This is a genomic window from Algoriphagus sp. TR-M9 (assembly GCF_027594545.1).
Lineage (GTDB): Bacteria > Bacteroidota > Bacteroidia > Cytophagales > Cyclobacteriaceae > Algoriphagus > Algoriphagus halophytocola.
Map to the genome: position 1 here is coordinate 4511869 of NZ_CP115160.1, position 17122 is coordinate 4528990.

Consider the following 17122-nt stretch of genomic DNA (forward strand, 5'->3'; position numbering starts at 1 on the left):
CAAAATATGACTACATTATTTATTCAGAATATAGGAGGAGGATCCTTATTGATGTTGTTTTTAGTTGGGCTATATTTTGCACTTTGGATATATTGTTTGGTGGATATTGTCCGCTCAGAATTCAAGGATTCTAACATGAAACTCATTTGGATAGTCATTATCCTTTTTGCACAGCTGATCGGGCCACTTATATATTTGGTCATCGGGAAAGGCACAAAATCCAGAAATTTTACTTGATATGTTTGGACTAGGAATTATAGGCTTGGCGATCTATGCCTACACGATTTATGATGTAATCATCAGTAATTTTGCCAATGATAACGATAAGCTAATCTGGGTGATCATAGTGGTGCTGGTACCCTTGCTGGGCACGGTGCTTTGGTTTTTGATTGGGAGGGGGAAGAGGATTTAGTTTTCTACCGTCAGTTTTATCTCTTTATCCGATAAATCTTTCCTTCTGTTTTGCTCATGATATACACCTGCCCGTCTGCATCTTGGCCAAATTTTAAATCCACACGTTTTCCTCCACAGAGTTCCAGCAAGCTGATTTCCTGGCCTTCATATAGCACACCCCAACTTTGAACGCCTGCAGCTTCGGGGTCATCCAGATCAGTGAAGAATAAGCGCCCAGATAAGATGTCTCCAAAAATCAATTTGCCTTCCAGCGGGCCATAGGGCATAACATACCCTGCAAAAATAGCTGCTAGCTCATCGTGATCGAGTTGGACTATTGGGTAGGTTACCCCGTACTTTTCGTCGTCTTCTTTTAGCGGGAAGATTTCATTGAATTTTCCGTAAGGGTTTATGATAAACCTACCTTCGCGAATCGGCCAGCCGTAGAAATTACCTTTTTCAATTTTATTGATTTCCTCTACGCTATGTTGTCCGATGTCGGTGGCGTACATGTTCCCTTTCTTATCCCAAAAAACCCTGTTCGGATTCCGGAAACCATTGGCGTAGACCTCGCCAGCTTTACCGGCCTCCCCAGCAAATGGGTTGCTCTTGGGAATGCCATATTGCCCATTGGGACTATCATTGCCTAGAGGATCAATCCTGAGAATGCTGCTATAGATCCGTGTACCTTTACTGTCAGATACATAGGCAGCTCTTTGCTCCGCCAGTCCTCCATCACCAAAGCCTATGAAAAGTAAGCCATAATCCTCATCTCCTGGTTTGGAATTTGGGTTAAAGGTCAGTTCCTGCATACCATGGGCCTGGGAAGGAATATCAATTCTGAGCAGTTCCCGGGATGAACCTTTGAAACTAGCTGCCGCGGGATCCTCTGCCTGCCACTCCGTCAAAACCCACTGCATAAATACCCGAATGCTATCCGGGTAGCCATAATCAGGTTCTAGCGTGCCACCAGGCTCGGTGTGGGCCGTATAGAAAAGACCATTTTCAGTAAATTCCGGGTGAAAGCTAAAGCTTGCCATTCCTGTAGCCCAGCCTGGCTTGCTGATTAATTCCGGTTTGTGATCCAATATTGGCAAATACATTTGCGGTTTTTGACCGATCAACTCATATAACCCTACCCGCTGATCATTGACAAAAACGCGATTGGTTCCTGGCACAACATCCATTTTGGTCATTTTTGCCAAAGGCTGCGCTTCATCCGAAGCAGGTAGCTGACTGAATAGCTCCAGCTCCACCCGTATCCCGGAGTCTGGAACTGGCTCCGGGATAGGGTCCTGCAGACCGGTCAGGGGTAGGGTATCCGGTAAACTCTCGTAAGTGTGGAGGTAAGCGAGTATTTGGTCAATGCCTTCTTCACCCAAAGAAGCAAAAGGAGGCATGTATGTTTTGAATTTTTCAAATAGAGCCATTGCTCTAGGGTCTTTGGACTCTATGGCTAGGGAAGGGTCCTTGATGAAGTTTTTGACCCAGTCTGTTTCTACATGATGGGTGATGCCGCTGAGGTTTGGCCCGATTCCATCTTGCTGAAAGTTATGACAGGTGCTGCAGTTATTTTCAAAAAGTGTCTTTCCGGCCGCAATTTGTTCGGCGTCAGTGCTGATTTCCGAACCAAATTCATTGCTTTTTGTACAGGAGAATATTAAAAGAGAAGAGAATAAAAGAGTGCCTAAAGATAATTTCATGCCTGCTAAATAGTAGATTTTGCTGAATTCTGCCAAAGAAAACAGTTAATTCCACCTGACTGTCCTGTATTGTAGGCTAGTTAGTGATTTGTAGTCTAGTGGGTTAAGGTTTCAGAATAAGTGTGAAAATAGTGCCTACTCCGGGTGTGCTGTCTACCTTGATTTTTCCACCTAGGCTTTGCACATGGTTATAAACCAGATAAAGTCCAATCCCCCGGCTGTCTGAATTTTGGTGAAAGGTCTGCTGAAAACCGAAAATTTTATCCTTTACTTCAGTCATATCAAAACCTATCCCATTGTCAGCAAATGTGAGGTGAACGAATCCGTTTTTTAAACTGGAGCAAATTTTAATATGTGGGCGGGCCCCAGCTTTTTTATATTTAATGGAATTGCTGATCAGGTTTAGAAATATACTTTCCAGATAAGTTTGATTGGAATGTATACTAGGAACCTGCTCAAAATCCATATCGACTTGGGCTTGAGAGATTTGCAATAAAGTACCGATGGATTTGGATATTCTATTCACCACATCTTCCAGCAGAATATTTTCAAATGGAATGTGCAGGGATTGCTTTTCCTTGAGATCCACCGAGAATTGGTCCAGTTTTTCTTTCAAATCTTCACAGCAGACCTTGAAAAGATCCAGGTATTCCAAAGTTTCCGGATCGGTGATTTTGCTCGAATCAATCAGCTCAAAAATCGAGAGAATATTGCTGACAGGAGACCTCAGGTCATGGGAAGTCATGTAGCCCAAATGCCGCAGCCCTTTATTAATCTCAGTAAGATTGGTTAGCAGCGCATTTCTGTCGTTTTCCAGCTGTTTTTTCTGTGTGATATTCTTTGCTATCGCAAAGACCACCTGCGAATCCGCTATGGGCTGGGAAGTCCAGGAAAGCCATACGATTTCGCCGGATTTGGTCAGGTAGCGGTTTTCAAAATTGGTAAGTGTAGTATCACGCAAGAGTTCATCTCTCACGGTGGCAGTTTTGTCTCTGTCGGCTGGATGAATAAACTCCTTGATGGGTTTGGAGTAAAGCTCCTCATAGGTATATCCTAGCGCCTGTGGTACGGCCGGGTTTATTTTTTTGAAATAACCGTCGTATCCAGCGATGCAAACTAAATCCGGAGTTTGATCAAAGAAAACAGAATAATTGGAAAATTCCGGGTTCATAATGCTGAAAAAGCCTTTGTACTTGAAGACGAGAATAAGAAATATTCCGCTTTAATACTAAAGCATAATTTCTAGTTGTTAAAAATTAATACGAAATCTTGGCGGTAACCGAATTCTTTTGTCTAACTGGAAGGGGACCGAAGAGCTCCACAGCGTATAATCCACCCTCCTAACAAATGGGTATTACATAAAACAAATGATTATCCGCAATGATGCCCGTAGCCATAAAATCTTTGCTTATCTGGTGGGAAGGCCGATGACCGAAGACTCTCGCAGGAGCGGGACAGGCTGAAGCGGCCTCATTTGTTAAGTTTAACATATCCTACATTGCTTTTGCCTCTTTACTGGTAGAAAAGCGGATATTCAGATAAAATTAATACAGGGCCCGCTTCTTTTAGTTTATACTGAAAGTCTGATCATCTAGGTAGTGCGGGTAGATTTTACGGTGTTGTTTTTTCACTTCAGTGATCAGCGCTTCACGAAATTCCTCCACATTGGTACCATTACCAGCGGCCATGAAGACCGGCGGAATACCGGTTTTTTTGCCATAGGACTCTGCCAGTGCAGCAAAATCCACATAATTTGCCTCTTCTAGTTCATGCTCGGACATGTTCATGCTTTCTTCCTCACTGGGCATGGTTTCTACCAGATCCGTTTTATTAAAGACCAGGAGAACAGGCTTATCTCCAGCTTTGATCTCATTAAGCGTCTGGGTGACTACGGCAATGTGGTCTTCGAAGTGCGGATGTGATATATCCACCACATGCACCAGTAGATCTGCCTCTCGGATCTCATCTAGGGTGGATTTAAACGCCTCGATCAGGTGAGTAGGGAGCTTGCGTATGAAACCTACCGTATCTGACAACAGAAATGGAATAGTGTCCAGCACCACCTTGCGCACGGTGGAATCTACCGTGGCAAAAAGCTTGTTTTCGGCTAGGATGTCCGTCTTGGTGATCAGGTTCATCAGTGTGCTTTTACCCACATTGGTATAACCTACCACGGCCACGCGGACTATTCCTTTTCTGCCTTTACGTTGCGTTTCGCCTTGTTTTTCGATTTCTCGTAGCTTTTGCTTCAGCAGGGTGATGCGGTTTCGTATGTTTCGCTTATCTGTTTCGATCTCCTTTTCACCTGCTCCTCCACGGGTAGATGTACCACCTCTTTGCCGCTCCAGGTGAGTCCACATTCTGGTCAATCTAGGCAGGAGGTATTGGAATCTTGCCAGTTCCACTTGGGTTTTGGCCTGTGCAGTCTGGGCTCTTTTCAGGAAAATATCCAGAATCAAAAGGGATCTATCGTAGATTTTTACCTTGAGTTCATTTTCTAGATTTCGCATTTGCGAAGGGGATAAGTCATCATCGAATATGACCATGTCCACCTCAAAATGCTTAATGTAAGCCTGAATTTCCTCCAGTTTTCCTGATCCCACAAAGGTTCGGATGTCAGGTTTTTCCATTTTCTGGGTGAATCGGTATACGGTTTTGGCACCGAGAGTTTCGGTCAAAAATGCGAGTTCATCCAAATGTTCCTCGGTCTCCTGTTCAGATTGCTGCTGACGCACTATGCTTACTAGAACAGCAGTTTCCTGCTCCACGGAGGTATCGAATAGTTTTTGAAGTTTTCTGGAGTATTTGCTCATAGATTTAATGCTATATCCAAACAATGCGAAACAGCGTAAATTAGTTTCTCCGGTGCTGCAAAAGGCCTTGAGCAGGAGTGAATTTGCAATTCGATTGATAGAATGTCGCAAAGTTCGGCATATTTCCTTACAATTGTTTAGGATACTGCGATGTCCAGTGGTTATTTTGCTGTAGTGAGCTGAACCCAACCCACACCCAATGGTCGAAATCAAGCAAACAGCCCTAGCAGGGGTTTTAGAAATATTTCCAAAAGTTTTTAAAGATCAAAGAGGCTATTTCTTTGAGTCGTATCGTGAAGATTGGCTTCAGCAAGAAGGAGTTGCGCATGGCTGGGTGCAGGACAATCAGAGCTTTTCTCAAAAAGGAACCGTTCGTGGCCTGCATTTTCAGCGTGGTGAATATGCTCAGGCCAAACTGGTGCGGGTGATCCAAGGCAAGGTGCTGGATGTAGTCGTAGATCTAAGAAAGGATTCTCCTACTTTTGGGCAAAGCTATTCAGCATTGTTGACCACTGAGGCAAACAATCTAATGTACGTACCCGTAGGTTTTGCTCATGGGTTTTCAGTTTTGGAAGATGCGATTTTTGCCTACAAGTGTTCTAATTATTACCACAAGGAAAGTGAAGGAGGAATACGCTGGAATGACCCAAAATTGGCCATAGATTGGCGAGTATCTGAGCCGATCATCTCAGAGAAGGACAAAGATTGGCCGACTATCGAAGAATTTAAATTAAGTGAAGGAGGATTGTAATGGGGTTTTTAGACCTTTTTAAAAAGAAGCCAGAAATAATCGAAGATTTACATCTGGGTTGGCTGGAAGTGGATATGCACTCCCACCTGATTCCTGGGATAGATGATGGCTCTAAGACTATGGAGGAGTCTCTGCACCTGATCAAGCGTATGGAAGATTATGGTCTGAGAAAGATTATCACCACTCCGCATATCATGTCTGAGTACTATAGAAATACTCCTGAAATCATCCGGATGGGCTTGGAGGATCTACGCAAGGCTGCCAAAAAAGAAGGGATCAATGTGGAGATAGACGCTGCGGCCGAATACTACATGGATGAAATCTTTCTGGAGAAAATCAAGGAAGGGCAAGAGGTACTCACCTTCGGGGACAATTACATTTTGGTAGAAACAGGTTTTATCAATAAACCGCAAATGTTGCTTGAAATTATCTTCCAATTGGAAATGGCTGGTTTCAAGCCTATTCTGGCGCACCCAGAGCGCTACCAATACCTGATTGCTGATAAGAAACTTCTGGAAGACCTTCTGGATAGAAACATACTTTTCCAGGTGAATCTCCTTTCTTTGACGGGGTTTTACTCCAAGCAGGTGAAGGATTTTGGGGAGTCGCTGCTTGAGACAGGTCAGGTCCGTTTCTTTGGTACAGACTGCCACAACCCCCGGTATCTGGACATGCTGGAAACCCTGCCAAAGTCAAAGGTTTACGATAAAATCAAGCAGCTAAACCTGCTGAATACTACGCTTTGATTTTTCCTTAGTCAATGAAAATCCTCATCACTGGTATTACTGGATTATTTGGAAGCTACCTGGCTAGGGAGTTTGCCCCCATGGGCGAAATACATGGCTTTCGTAGAAAGAACTCCTCTGCGAGATTGCTGGAGGGTAGTGATTTTCCGGTTACCTGGCATGAGGGCGATCTTTCGGATATCGCATCGCTGGAGGAAGCCATGCGTGGTATTGATCTAGTGATTCATGCCGCGGGCAAAGTCTCATTTGATCCAAAACATGAGGAGCTGCTGCATGAGGTGAATGTCAAAGGGACTACCCATGTGGTGAATGCGATGCTGAACAGTGGGGTTCCCAAACTGGTTTACGTCAGTTCGGTCTCGGCTATAGGGCGAAGTGCTGAGCAATCCAGGATAGATGAGAATTTTAAATGGGTCAAATCCCCGCTGAACACGGATTACGGGGTGTCAAAATATCTGGCTGAGTTAGAAGCCTGGAGAGGAGAGCAGGAAGGATTGGAATTGCTGGTCGTAAACCCATCCATTCTTCTGGGGAAAATCAAGGACGATAGGAGCTCCACTGACATTTATCAGTATGTTTTGGAAGAAAGAAAGTATTATCCTGTAGGCGATCTGAATTACATAGATGTGCGTGATGCGGCCCAGCAAGTAAGAGCACTTGTGGAGAATAATCACTGGGGAGAGCGCTTCATATTGAACAATGCGCGTATTTCCTATCAGGAGTTTTTTGCAGAGATGGCCGGAGTATTTGGAAAAAAAGCTCCATCCAGGCCTCTTTCCGGAAACCTTTTAAACCTAGTGGTTTTCGGAAGCAGTATTCTGCGAAAAGTCGGGCTGAGCAAAGTGCAATTGGGTAAAAAATCTGCTTTGCTTTCCCAGCAGAAAGTGTTTTTCGACAATGCTAAGGTCAATCGCGTGCTCAATCCAAAGTATACCTCCTTGAAAGACACCTTTCTTGCCGCAAAATAAACTAATTGGAGAAGGGAAGCGTTTGCTTTTTTACGTTGCGTATTCCTAGTAGTGATTAGGGGTGTACCTTCTTACAAAAATTAACAAATCGAGACTTTGAGAGACCAAATAATTTGGTAACTTAAATAAACCATAAAACATCCTAATGACTGGAGATCACGATCAAGATTGGGAAAACGACAAAAAGCTGGTAGAACGGTTTGAAAATTCCCTAAAATCCAATCTGGACCTTTATTTTGAAGAGGAGGAACTGGAAGATGTTATCCGCTTTTATTTTGATCAGCAGAAATTTCTGAAGGCACTTCGGGCATCAGAATTTTCACTGGAGAGGTTTCCGTTTTCGGTAGAGATCAAGCTGCTCAAGGCGCAGTGTTTGATATTCAACGATGAGCTGGAAGAAGGTTTAGAAATCCTGGAAAACATCAATAATATATCTCCAAACAATGAGGAGATTATTTTGGCATTGGCAAATGCCCATATTCTTGCAGGCACACCGCAATTTGGGATAGAAATTCTGGAAAATTTCCTACCTCTGGCAGAGGATAAGGCTGAGGTCTATTATTCTCTGGGTAACCTGTACCGGGTTCAGAACAAAAACGAAAAAGCCAGCTACTACTTCAAGGAAGCAGTGAAAAACCGCATCAACCATGAAGATGCCCTGTTTCAGCTGGCCATGATCACAGAAGAAGAAGGGTCCTTTGATGAGATTTTGCATTTCTATCAGGAATTTATCGATCAGGATCCTTACAGCGCAGGGGCTTGGTATAATCTGGGGGTGGTGTACAATCGCCTCGGTAGATATGAAGATGCGATCAAAGCCTACGATTATGCCATTCTGATCGACGATACCTTTGCATCAGCCTATTTTAATCTGGGCAATGCCCTGATGAATACCAAGCAATACGAGCTCGCACTGGAAGCCTATCAAAACACCATTAACTGTGAAGGGGCTAATTCAGAAAACTGCTGCTACATAGGCGCTGCTTATGAAAAACTCAATAAGATAGACGAGGCTTTCAAGTACTTCAAAAAATCAGCAAAATTTGATGAGGAGTATGATGATGCTTGGTTTGGGCTGGGGATGTGCATGCTAAAGAAGGAAAAGTACTTCGAAGCCATACATTATTTTAAGAAAGCCCTCAAACTCACGAAAGAAAATCCGAATTATTGGGTAGGACTGGCCGATGCAGAATTTCAATTGGGAAATATGCAGGCGAGCTCTGAAGCGTATGAAGAAGCGATCAATCTGGAGCCTGGGATTCTGGAAACCTATATAAATCTGGCACTTATCTATCATGAGCAGAACAGATTTGAAGAGGCGATAGACGTGACCAGAGAAGGAATAGAGGAGCTTCCTGAAGAAGCAGAGCTGTATTATCGCATGGTAGTTTACCTGATCAAAATGGGCAATTACAAAGAGGCGTTTTCATTTTTGGAAAATGGGTTAACTTTGGACTTCGAAAAGCATACGGTCTTATACGATCTCATGCCTGAGCTGAAGCAGCAGAAGGCCTTGTATAAGATAATTGCCCAATATCGGGAGGAAAGTCCCGAGTCCTAACATTAAAACCTAGCTAATGAATTATGAGCTGAATAATATCCCCGTTCGGACTGAAAAGCCACGGACAAAGGGATTTACCATGGCCATGGACAAAGGCCTTAGCCTAAGAGCCACCGAAGATTTTGTTGACAGTTGTGCAGATTACGTGGATATCGTAAAACTCGGTTGGGCTACATCTTATGTGACTAAAAACCTCAGTGAGAAACTTGCTATTTACAAAGAAGCTGGAATTCCTGTTTATCTGGGAGGAACACTCTTTGAAGCTTTTATAGTAAGAGGGCAGTTTGATGATTATAGAAAAGTTCTCGACCGCTATAACCTCTCTTTTGCGGAGGTGTCTGATGGATCGATCTCCCTCAATCATGATAAAAAGTGCGAATTCATCTCCACCCTAGCTCAGCAGGTAACGGTACTTTCCGAAGTGGGATCTAAAGATGCCGCGAAAATCATCCCACCATATAAGTGGATAGAGCAGATGCAGACTGAACTGGACGCTGGAGCCTGGAAAGTAATCGGAGAAGCCAGAGAAGGTGGAAACGTGGGGCTGTTCAGAGATTCAGGTGAAGTGAGGCAGGGACTGGTAGAGGAAATTTTGACGCAAATCCCGGAAGAACGTATTATCTGGGAAGCCCCTATCAAATCCCAGCAAGTGTGGTTTATCAAACTGATCGGTGCCAATGTAAATCTTGGAAACATCAGTCCATCTGAAGTGATTCCTTTGGAAACGATCCGATTGGGACTGAGAGGAGATACATTTGATCACTTTTTGGGAGAAATTAAATTGTAATACTACTCAACTCATATTAGGCTGATTGGATAACTCTGATCAGCCTTTATTTTTGACCATGGATTTTATCAAAAAATATATACTCACTTACCTGAAAGGTATGGGTATGGGAGCAGCGGATATAGTACCTGGCGTATCAGGAGGGTCCATAGCACTGATCACGGGCATCTACGAGGAGCTACTGCGGAGCATCAATTCATTCAATGGGGATAATCTGAAGCTATTAATCAAATTTCAGTTTAAAGCTTTTTTCCAAGCAGTGAACGGAGCCTTTTTGATCAGCTTGTTTTTGGGGATTTTGACCAGCATTTTCTCTCTTTCCAAGCTTATCACGTTCCTCATGCTGGAGCATCCCATTCCGCTGTGGTCATTTTTCTGTGGTTTGATTCTGATCAGTGCTTTTCTTATTCTGAAGGATATCAAAAACTGGAGCTTAGGTGTAGTGATTGCTTTGATCCTTGGCACTGTGGTGGCTTATTTCATTACCGAGCTTCCGCCGACTAGTAGCCCAGATGCAGTATGGTTTACATTCCTGGCAGGAGCTATTGCGATTTGTGCTATGATTTTGCCGGGGATAAGCGGGAGTTTTATTCTGCTTATTTTGGGTCAGTACGAAAGGATTCTCCAAGCAGTTTCAGAACGTGATTTTGTGACGCTTGGCGTTTTTGCGGTAGGATGTATCATAGGCCTATTGAGTTTCAGTAGAGTGATTTCTTGGCTGTTAAAGCGGTTTTACTCCCTTACCATTGGATTGTTATCAGGTTTTATGCTTGGGTCTATCAATAAACTTTGGCCATGGAAGATAGTCACTGCTTACAGGACCTCTTCCAGCGGGGAGCAAAAGCCCTTTTTGACCGAAAACCTTTCTCCTTCAGCCTACCTAGAGCAGACGGGTATGGAACCTAACCTGATGTGGGCAAGCATGGCTTTCCTTTTAGGAATAGTTCTGGTTTTTGGTATAGATAGATTAGCAGCATATTTGAGTAAATCATGAGAAAATTTGGACTGATAGGACATCCTTTGACACATTCTTTTTCAAAGAAATTTTTCTCAGAGAAATTTGAAAAGGAAGGGATTGAGGGCTGTACCTATGAATTGTATGACATCCCCGATGCACGAGACTTGGAAGATATTCTAGAGGAAAATCCAGAGATAGAAGGCATCAATGTGACTATTCCCCACAAGGAAGATGTCATAGCATTGATGGATGATCTGGAAGAAGCCTGTGAGGAAATTGGTGCAGTAAATTGTATTCATATCCAGGATGGGATTCGCACAGGTTATAATACCGATTACATAGGATTCAAAAATTCGCTTTCTCCCTGGCTTGGCGATGCGAAAGTAAAAGCGTTGATTTTAGGGACTGGCGGAGCATCCAAAGCTGTAAAGCAGGCATTGATAGATTTGGATATTGAGTTTCTCTATGTTTCAAGAATAGAAGATGAGGATCAAATCACTTACGAAGATCTTGCTGCTGACCCGGAGATTATGAAGACACATCATCTGATTGTGAATACCACGCCTCTTGGCACTTTTCCAAATGTGGAAGGCATGCCTGCCATTCCCCTGGAGCAATTTTCCCCATCTCATTTTGTGTACGATTTGGTATATAATCCTCCAGTGACTACGCTAATGCAAGCTTGCTTGGATGCTGGAGGAAAAGCTAAAAATGGGCATGAAATGCTAATACTTCAGGCAGAAGCTTCTTGGGAGATCTGGAATTCTTAATAGAGCATCATGAAAAAAGCCATACTCATCATTCAGTGCCCCGACCAAAAGGGGATAGTAGCCGAAGTTTCTCAGTTTTTATACGCTTATCAAGGCAATATTTTGGAAGTGGATCAGCATGTAGATGAGGAGATGGGGATGTTTTTCATGCGGGCTGCCTGGGAGTTGGACTCCTTTTCTTTGCACAAAGAGGAGATTGCTGAGCGCTTCCAAGCGGAAGTTGGGAAGAGATTTCAGATGGAGTTTAAATTGCATTTTAATTTTCCCAAGCCGAGAATGGCCATTTTTGTCAGCAAACTTTCCCATTGTCTCTTTGATATTTTAGGGAGGCATCATGCGGGACAGTTAGAGGTGGATATCCCGTTGGTAGTGTCCAATCATGAGTCTTTGCGAGATATAGTGGAGGCCTTTAGGATACCTTTTCACCATATTCCTGTCACCCCAGAGACTAAGGCCGCTGCAGAAGCAAATCAACTCGAACTGATGAAAGCGCATGAAGTTGATTTTGTGGTTTTGGGGCGATATATGCAGATCCTTTCGCCGGAGTTTATTGCCCATTTTCCGCATCGCATCATCAATATCCACCATTCCTTTTTGCCTGCTTTCGTAGGTGCAAAACCCTACCATGCCGCCTTTGAAAGAGGCGTGAAAATCATAGGAGCCACAGCCCATTATGTAACTGAGGAGCTGGATGCCGGGCCTATCATAGAGCAGGAAGTAGCCAGAGTGAGGCATCACAATACCATATCTGAACTGGTTCAGATCGGTCAGGATGTGGAAAAAGTCGTGCTTTCCAAAGCTATCAAATACCACTTGGACCGAAAGGTGCTGGCCTTCAAAAACAAGACGGTTATCTTTTATTAAGGGATGATTCTTCTCGGGATGTCTTTAGGCAGTCGAGTCAGTAATTCATAGTTGACCTGCTGTGTAGATTCTGAAAATGAAGCTACTGTGATTTCCTTTCCTTTTTGCTTTCCGATCAGGATCACTTCATCGTCTATTTTCACATTTTTCACCTTGCTGATGTCCACAGCTATGGTGTTCATGGTGACTGTGCCTACCACCTGGCAATATTGCCCTTGGATCAGTACGGTGCCTTGATTGCTGAGCAGTCTGCTGTAGCCATGCCCATAGCCTACAGGCACTATGGCCATGCTGATGTTTTCCAGCGCCATGTAGCTGTTGCCATAGCCCACAAATTCGCCCATTTTGACCTTTTTGATACTCATCACGGTACTTTTCCAGGTGATCAATCGCTTGAGTGGGTTTTTATTCCCTTTTGGAAGATCATTTAGCTTCGCAAAGAATGTTTCCTTGGTAGGCCAAAAACCATAGCCGGCTATGCCTATTCTCACCATATCCATAATGGTCTCCGGAAAAATCAAAGTTGCCGCAGAGCAGGCCGTATGGTACTTGTTGAATAGCAGGCTTCTTTCGAGAAAGTAACTTTTGAAATCGTGGTATTTGGTGATTTGTTTTTTCACACGCACAAAATTGCTGACAGATTCTGCTCCTGCATAGTGCGTGCAAAGCCCTTCAACGCTTAGAAATTCCTGATTTTCCAGCAGCTTGCTGGCCAGTTCCTCCCGGGCGTCCCACTCAAAACCTGTGCGGTGAAAACCGGTCTCAATTTCTATATGAACCCGGGCTGGGATTCCTATTTTTTTTGAAATTTCGATTGCCGCATCCAGCCTTTGAAAGTCAAAAACGTAAAATTGTATGCCTTTGCGAATAATCTCCTCCAGTTCTTCCAGGTAAAGCATACCTAGAATCATGATTTCAGAACCTCTTTTCGAGTAGTTATAAACCTCCCAGGCTTCGTCCGAGCTAAAGGTGCTGAAATGTCGAATCCCGGCTTTCTCCGCTATTTCTACCATCTGGGCAATCCCATGTCCGTACGCATTTCCTTTGACTACGGCAGAAATCACCGGATGTGGTCCGATTTCTTTTCGGATGTATCGGATGTTTTGTCTGTAGGCTTTGGAGCTGATTTCCAGCGTTGAGGTTGCAATCATTTTATCCTGTCAATTAAAGTCAAAAAATACTGTGCTCTGTTTCCTAATCCCAATTCTTCATTACTTTTATTGCCTTAAGTAGCACAAAATGAAGAAAAAATTTGAAGTGAATGATTCAAATCCCCGGTGTCCATGGTGCCTGGGCTTTCAGGAGTATGTGGATTACCATGATCAGGAATGGGGAGTTCCGGTAAGGGATGATCAGGTACATTTTGAGTTTTTGATTTTAGAATCCGCACAAGCAGGATTGAGCTGGGCTACTATCCTGAAAAAGCGGGAGGGATACCGCAAGGCTTTTGCAGACTTCGATTACAGGCAAGTGGCAGAGTTTCCTGAAAGCTATGTACAGGAATTAATGCAGGATCCGGGGATCGTAAGAAATGCCCTGAAGATCCGGGCAGCCATCAATAACGCCAAGCGATTTATGGAGGTGCAGAAAGAATTCGGCAGTTTTTCAACTTACATCTGGTCTTTCGTAGGAGGTCAGCCTATCCAAAACGGCCTCCAATCAATGGATGAAGCGCAAGCGACCAGCCCGGAGTCTGATCGCCTGGCAAAAGATCTCAAAAAAAGAGGATTCAAATTTTTGGGAAGCACCACCGTTTATGCGCACATGCAGGCTACCGGCCTGGTCAATGATCACTTGGTGGATTGCTTTCGGTACTCAGCAGTGAAGCCTTAGGCGAAAGCAAAGAAAATCAGCCAAACCAGGAGGAGTAGCGGAAGTAAGATCGGCAAAGAGAACCGGATAATGTATCCAAAGAAAGAAGGCATTTTGATACCGCTTTGCTCGGCGATGGATTTTACCATAAAGTTTGGCCCATTGCCAATGTATGTCATCGCTCCGAAGAATACAGAAGCAATGGCAATAGCCATCAGCTCAAATGCTGAATCATGATACCCATCTGCAGCGAATTGCCGTACTTCCTCAATATTATTGATCGAAGCGCCTTTAGACGCCATGGCAGCTGCCAGGAAATTCAGGTAGGTCGGGGCATTGTCCAAGAAGCCTGAGAGAATGCCTGTACCCCAATAGAGGGTATTGTGAGAGATCAAGGCAGCTCCTTCCGGTGACTTCGCAAATGTGCCCACCAACTCCAGTGCTGGCATCATGGTACCAAAGATACCGATAAAGATAAAGGCCACTTCCCGTATAGGTTCGAAGTTGAATTCATTGCCTTTGATGGCTCGCTGATCTGCAAATCTGTAAGATAAAAAGGCTACCGAAAGCATGATGATCTCTCTCAGAAAGGAGAATTTCTGCCCATCATATACGATCGCAGGCACACCTTCGATTACATTGGGATCCAAGAAAACAGAACAGATGATGATAAATAGCCATCCGAAATTCTTAACCCCAATGAGAGAAAACTTGTTGGTGTAAGTAGTTTCCTCTAGCTCTCCGTCGTCATTGGCTCTGCCCAGCTTTTTGTCAATAAAATAAAACGCAACGGCGAGTGCCAGCAATGCAAAAATCCAAGCTGGCCAGTTGTGATCCAAGGTCCAGAAGAAAGGAATCCCTTTCAGGAAACCCAGAAACAATGGGGGATCGCCTATTGGAGTCAATGAGCCTCCTACATTACTCACCATAAAGATGAAGAAAATGATGTGATAAGCCTGGATATTACCTTTGTTTAGTCGGATAAAGGGACGGATCAAAAGCATGGAAGCTCCCGTTGTCCCGATTAGGTTTGAGATTAATGCACCGATCAGCAGTAGGGAGACATTTGCCATGGGAGTGGCTTTTTTATCAATTTCTATCAAAATCCCTCCAGATGCTATGTACAGGGATGCCAAAAGAGCAATAAACTGTACATATTCCGCAAGGGCGTGTACAGGTGCGTGCACATTGCCTAGGATAAATAAGTAATAGGAGACCACCAGGATGGCCAGCGCAATAGCAATTTTTGGGTAGTTTTGGTGCCAAAAATGCTCGTAAAACAACGGCCCTGTAGCGATCATCAGTAGTAACACTACGAATGGAATGACCAGCCATGCCGGGGTGACATGGTGCTCCTCATCTGCATGAGCTTCCGCTCCTTCTATATGCGCAGCCGCATCATCATGATCTGCCTGAGCTAGTAGTACATATTCAGAATCAATGGTTTGGGCCGGGGTTGCTTTTGTCTCCAGTCCATTAAAGAATAACATTCCGAAAAGTATGGAGAAACTTAAGATAAAATTCTTCATTAGGTTAGTAGGGTATGCTGGGTGATCTTTTCGGTTAATATAATGAAATAATTAATTGTTGGTATGGTGCTGTGGCTAGTGCTAAACTACACTTTTTGATGGAGACAGCACAATTACAAATTGCCTTCTTGATGGAATTAATCAAAAATTAACTCCATCAAGTGAAAGGCAAAGAATGGTTTTACACGAGTTGAGCTAGGGCTATTTTAAAGGAACTTTCAGCTAGTTTAATTTTCTCTGGATTCTCCTTTTTGACTTTTTTCAGTGCTTTTTCTATGGTTTTGCTCACGTCGGCGAAAATCGCCTGATCGGTGACCTCTGCCTGCTCACTCATCAGGTAGGCAAAGACTCTGGCCATGCCGCAGTTGGCGATGAAATCAGGAATCACAGAAACTTGGGTATCTGTCCAGGCTCCGATTGGGCCAAAGAAGATTTCAGAATCTGCAAACGGTACATTTGCACCACAGGAAATCACTTCTAGTCCGGCTTTGACCAGACGCTCTGCCTGCTCCTGCGTCACCAGCCTGGAAGCTGCTGCTGGCACAAAGATCTCACTTTCCAAATCCCAGATTCTGCTGTTGATTTCTTCAAAAGGGATCAGTTCATCTGCGACTAGTTTATTGCCTGCTCTTTTCACAAATAGGGAGCGGATTTCGTCCAGAGAAAATCCTCCTTCCCGGATCAAGCCTCCTTCCCGGTCAATGATCCCGACTATTTTCACCCCTTCTACAGCCAGAAAGCAAGCAGCAGCAGCGCCTACATTTCCCCAGCCTTGGATGATGGCTCGCTTACCTTCGAGCTTACCGCCCCATATTTTATAATAATGACGCACTGCTTCGGCTACACCGTACCCGGTGATCATGTCTGCGACTGTATATTTTTTAGGGCCATTTGGGGTGAAAGTAGGATCCTCTAAAACTTTGGAAACCCCCTGTCTGAGCTGGCCTATTTTGCGGATTTTTTGCGGTTCGGTGGCATGGTAATGTCCATTGACCACGCCTTCCTGAGGATGCCACAGGCCGTAAGATTCTGTGATGGGTATGACCTCATGGATTTCGTCTACATTCAGATCTCCACCGGTACCGTAGTAGCTTTTCAGCAAGGGCATCACCGCCTTGTACCAGCGGTCAAGTACCTGATCTTTTCTAGGGTCATTTGGGTCAAAGTTAATCCCTGATTTCGCACCTCCTATGGCCGGGCCAGAGACTGTAAATTTCACCTCCATGGTTTTGGCAAGCGACTCTACCTCGCGCTTGTCCAGCCCTTTGCGCATGCGGGTGCCACCTCCTGCGGCTCCGCCTCTGAGTGAATTGATCACTACCCATCCTTCAGCCTCTGTCTCGCTGTCGCTCCATTCAAAGGTGATTTCGGGTTTCTTGTTTTCAAACTTTTTCAGTAAATCTTGCATGTATATGGGTTTATATCTGGCACAAAAATAGAAAAATAAACACCCCTTGCTAGCTGAAG

At 44.1% G+C, this 17122-nt stretch carries 17 protein-coding genes; 11 read left to right on the forward strand and 6 right to left on the reverse strand.

What is annotated here, in order from left to right; all coding sequences use genetic code 11:
* Window positions 1-6: 6 nt before the first annotated feature.
* Both PBT90_RS19300 and PBT90_RS19305 read left to right on the forward strand, forming a co-directional pair.
* Window positions 7-237: a PLD nuclease N-terminal domain-containing protein gene (locus tag PBT90_RS19300; RefSeq protein ID WP_264808134.1), complete on the forward strand. Its 231-nt coding sequence runs from the start codon at window positions 7-9 to the stop codon at window positions 235-237.
* A gap of 1 nt (window position 238) precedes the next feature.
* Window positions 239-412 carry a PLDc N-terminal domain-containing protein gene (locus PBT90_RS19305; protein ID WP_264808135.1) on the forward strand — a complete coding sequence of 58 codons (174 nt, stop codon included), beginning with the start codon at window positions 239-241 and terminating at the stop codon, window positions 410-412.
* A gap of 16 nt (window positions 413-428) precedes the next feature.
* On the opposite strand, the gene PBT90_RS19310 is transcribed toward PBT90_RS19305, so the two are convergent.
* The 3 genes from PBT90_RS19310 to hflX all read right to left on the reverse strand — a co-directional run bounded on the left by PBT90_RS19310 (window position 429) and on the right by hflX (window position 4909).
* The gene (locus tag PBT90_RS19310; RefSeq protein WP_264808136.1) at window positions 429-2096 is read right to left on the reverse strand and encodes a PQQ-dependent sugar dehydrogenase; all 1668 of its coding nucleotides are present in this window, start codon (window positions 2094-2096) and stop codon (window positions 429-431) included.
* 103 nt (window positions 2097-2199) lie between these two features.
* On the reverse strand, window positions 2200-3267 hold the full coding sequence (locus PBT90_RS19315) for a PAS domain-containing sensor histidine kinase (protein WP_264808137.1): 1068 nt from the start codon (window positions 3265-3267) through the stop codon (window positions 2200-2202).
* Window positions 3268-3661: 394 nt separating this feature from the next.
* The gene (hflX, locus tag PBT90_RS19320; RefSeq protein WP_264808138.1) at window positions 3662-4909 is read right to left on the reverse strand and encodes a GTPase HflX; all 1248 of its coding nucleotides are present in this window, start codon (window positions 4907-4909) and stop codon (window positions 3662-3664) included.
* A gap of 199 nt (window positions 4910-5108) precedes the next feature.
* On the opposite strand from hflX, the gene rfbC reads away from it, so the two are divergent.
* From rfbC to purU, 8 genes are all read left to right on the forward strand, one after another.
* Complete coding sequence (gene rfbC / locus PBT90_RS19325; protein WP_270130727.1) at window positions 5109-5660, forward strand: dTDP-4-dehydrorhamnose 3,5-epimerase; 552 nt, start codon at window positions 5109-5111, stop codon at window positions 5658-5660.
* Complete coding sequence (locus tag PBT90_RS19330; protein ID WP_264808140.1) at window positions 5660-6406, forward strand: tyrosine-protein phosphatase; 747 nt, start codon at window positions 5660-5662, stop codon at window positions 6404-6406. Before rfbC ends, PBT90_RS19330 begins: the two co-directional genes overlap by 1 nt.
* A 14-nt stretch (window positions 6407-6420) precedes the next feature.
* Window positions 6421-7374, forward strand: a complete 954-nt coding sequence (locus PBT90_RS19335) for an NAD-dependent epimerase/dehydratase family protein (RefSeq protein ID WP_264808141.1) — start codon at window positions 6421-6423, stop codon at window positions 7372-7374.
* 145 nt (window positions 7375-7519) lie between these two features.
* The gene (locus PBT90_RS19340; protein ID WP_264808142.1) at window positions 7520-8935 is read left to right on the forward strand and encodes a tetratricopeptide repeat protein; all 1416 of its coding nucleotides are present in this window, start codon (window positions 7520-7522) and stop codon (window positions 8933-8935) included.
* Between the two features lie 16 nt (window positions 8936-8951).
* The gene (locus tag PBT90_RS19345) at window positions 8952-9722 is read left to right on the forward strand and encodes a phosphosulfolactate synthase (RefSeq protein WP_270130730.1); all 771 of its coding nucleotides are present in this window, start codon (window positions 8952-8954) and stop codon (window positions 9720-9722) included.
* Between the two features lie 58 nt (window positions 9723-9780).
* The gene (locus tag PBT90_RS19350; protein WP_264808144.1) at window positions 9781-10716 is read left to right on the forward strand and encodes a DUF368 domain-containing protein; all 936 of its coding nucleotides are present in this window, start codon (window positions 9781-9783) and stop codon (window positions 10714-10716) included.
* Window positions 10713-11450, forward strand: a complete 738-nt coding sequence (locus PBT90_RS19355) for a shikimate dehydrogenase family protein (protein WP_264808145.1) — start codon at window positions 10713-10715, stop codon at window positions 11448-11450. The genes PBT90_RS19350 and PBT90_RS19355 overlap by 4 nt, the downstream gene beginning before the upstream one ends.
* Before the next feature lie 9 nt (window positions 11451-11459).
* Entirely contained in the window at window positions 11460-12314 is an 855-nt protein-coding gene (gene purU / locus PBT90_RS19360; protein WP_264808146.1) for a formyltetrahydrofolate deformylase, read from the forward strand.
* On the opposite strand, the gene alr is transcribed toward purU, so the two are convergent.
* Window positions 12311-13465, reverse strand: coding sequence for an alanine racemase (gene alr / locus PBT90_RS19365; protein ID WP_264808147.1), 1155 nt, complete (start codon window positions 13463-13465; stop codon window positions 12311-12313). The genes purU and alr overlap by 4 nt on opposite strands.
* Before the next feature lie 88 nt (window positions 13466-13553).
* On the opposite strand from alr, the gene PBT90_RS19370 reads away from it, so the two are divergent.
* Window positions 13554-14147 (forward strand): DNA-3-methyladenine glycosylase I, encoded by a 594-nt coding sequence (locus PBT90_RS19370; protein WP_264808148.1) that lies wholly within the window; start codon window positions 13554-13556, stop codon window positions 14145-14147.
* On the opposite strand, the gene PBT90_RS19375 is transcribed toward PBT90_RS19370, so the two are convergent.
* Both PBT90_RS19375 and PBT90_RS19380 read right to left on the reverse strand, forming a co-directional pair.
* A complete protein-coding gene (locus PBT90_RS19375; RefSeq protein ID WP_264808149.1) occupies window positions 14144-15655 on the reverse strand; it encodes a sodium:proton antiporter in 1512 nt (503 codons plus the stop codon). The two genes, PBT90_RS19370 and PBT90_RS19375, sit on opposite strands and share 4 nt — an antisense overlap.
* Window positions 15656-15836: 181 nt before the next feature.
* Entirely contained in the window at window positions 15837-17063 is a 1227-nt protein-coding gene (locus PBT90_RS19380) for a Glu/Leu/Phe/Val dehydrogenase dimerization domain-containing protein (protein WP_264808150.1), read from the reverse strand.
* Between the last annotated feature and the right edge of the window lie 59 nt (window positions 17064-17122).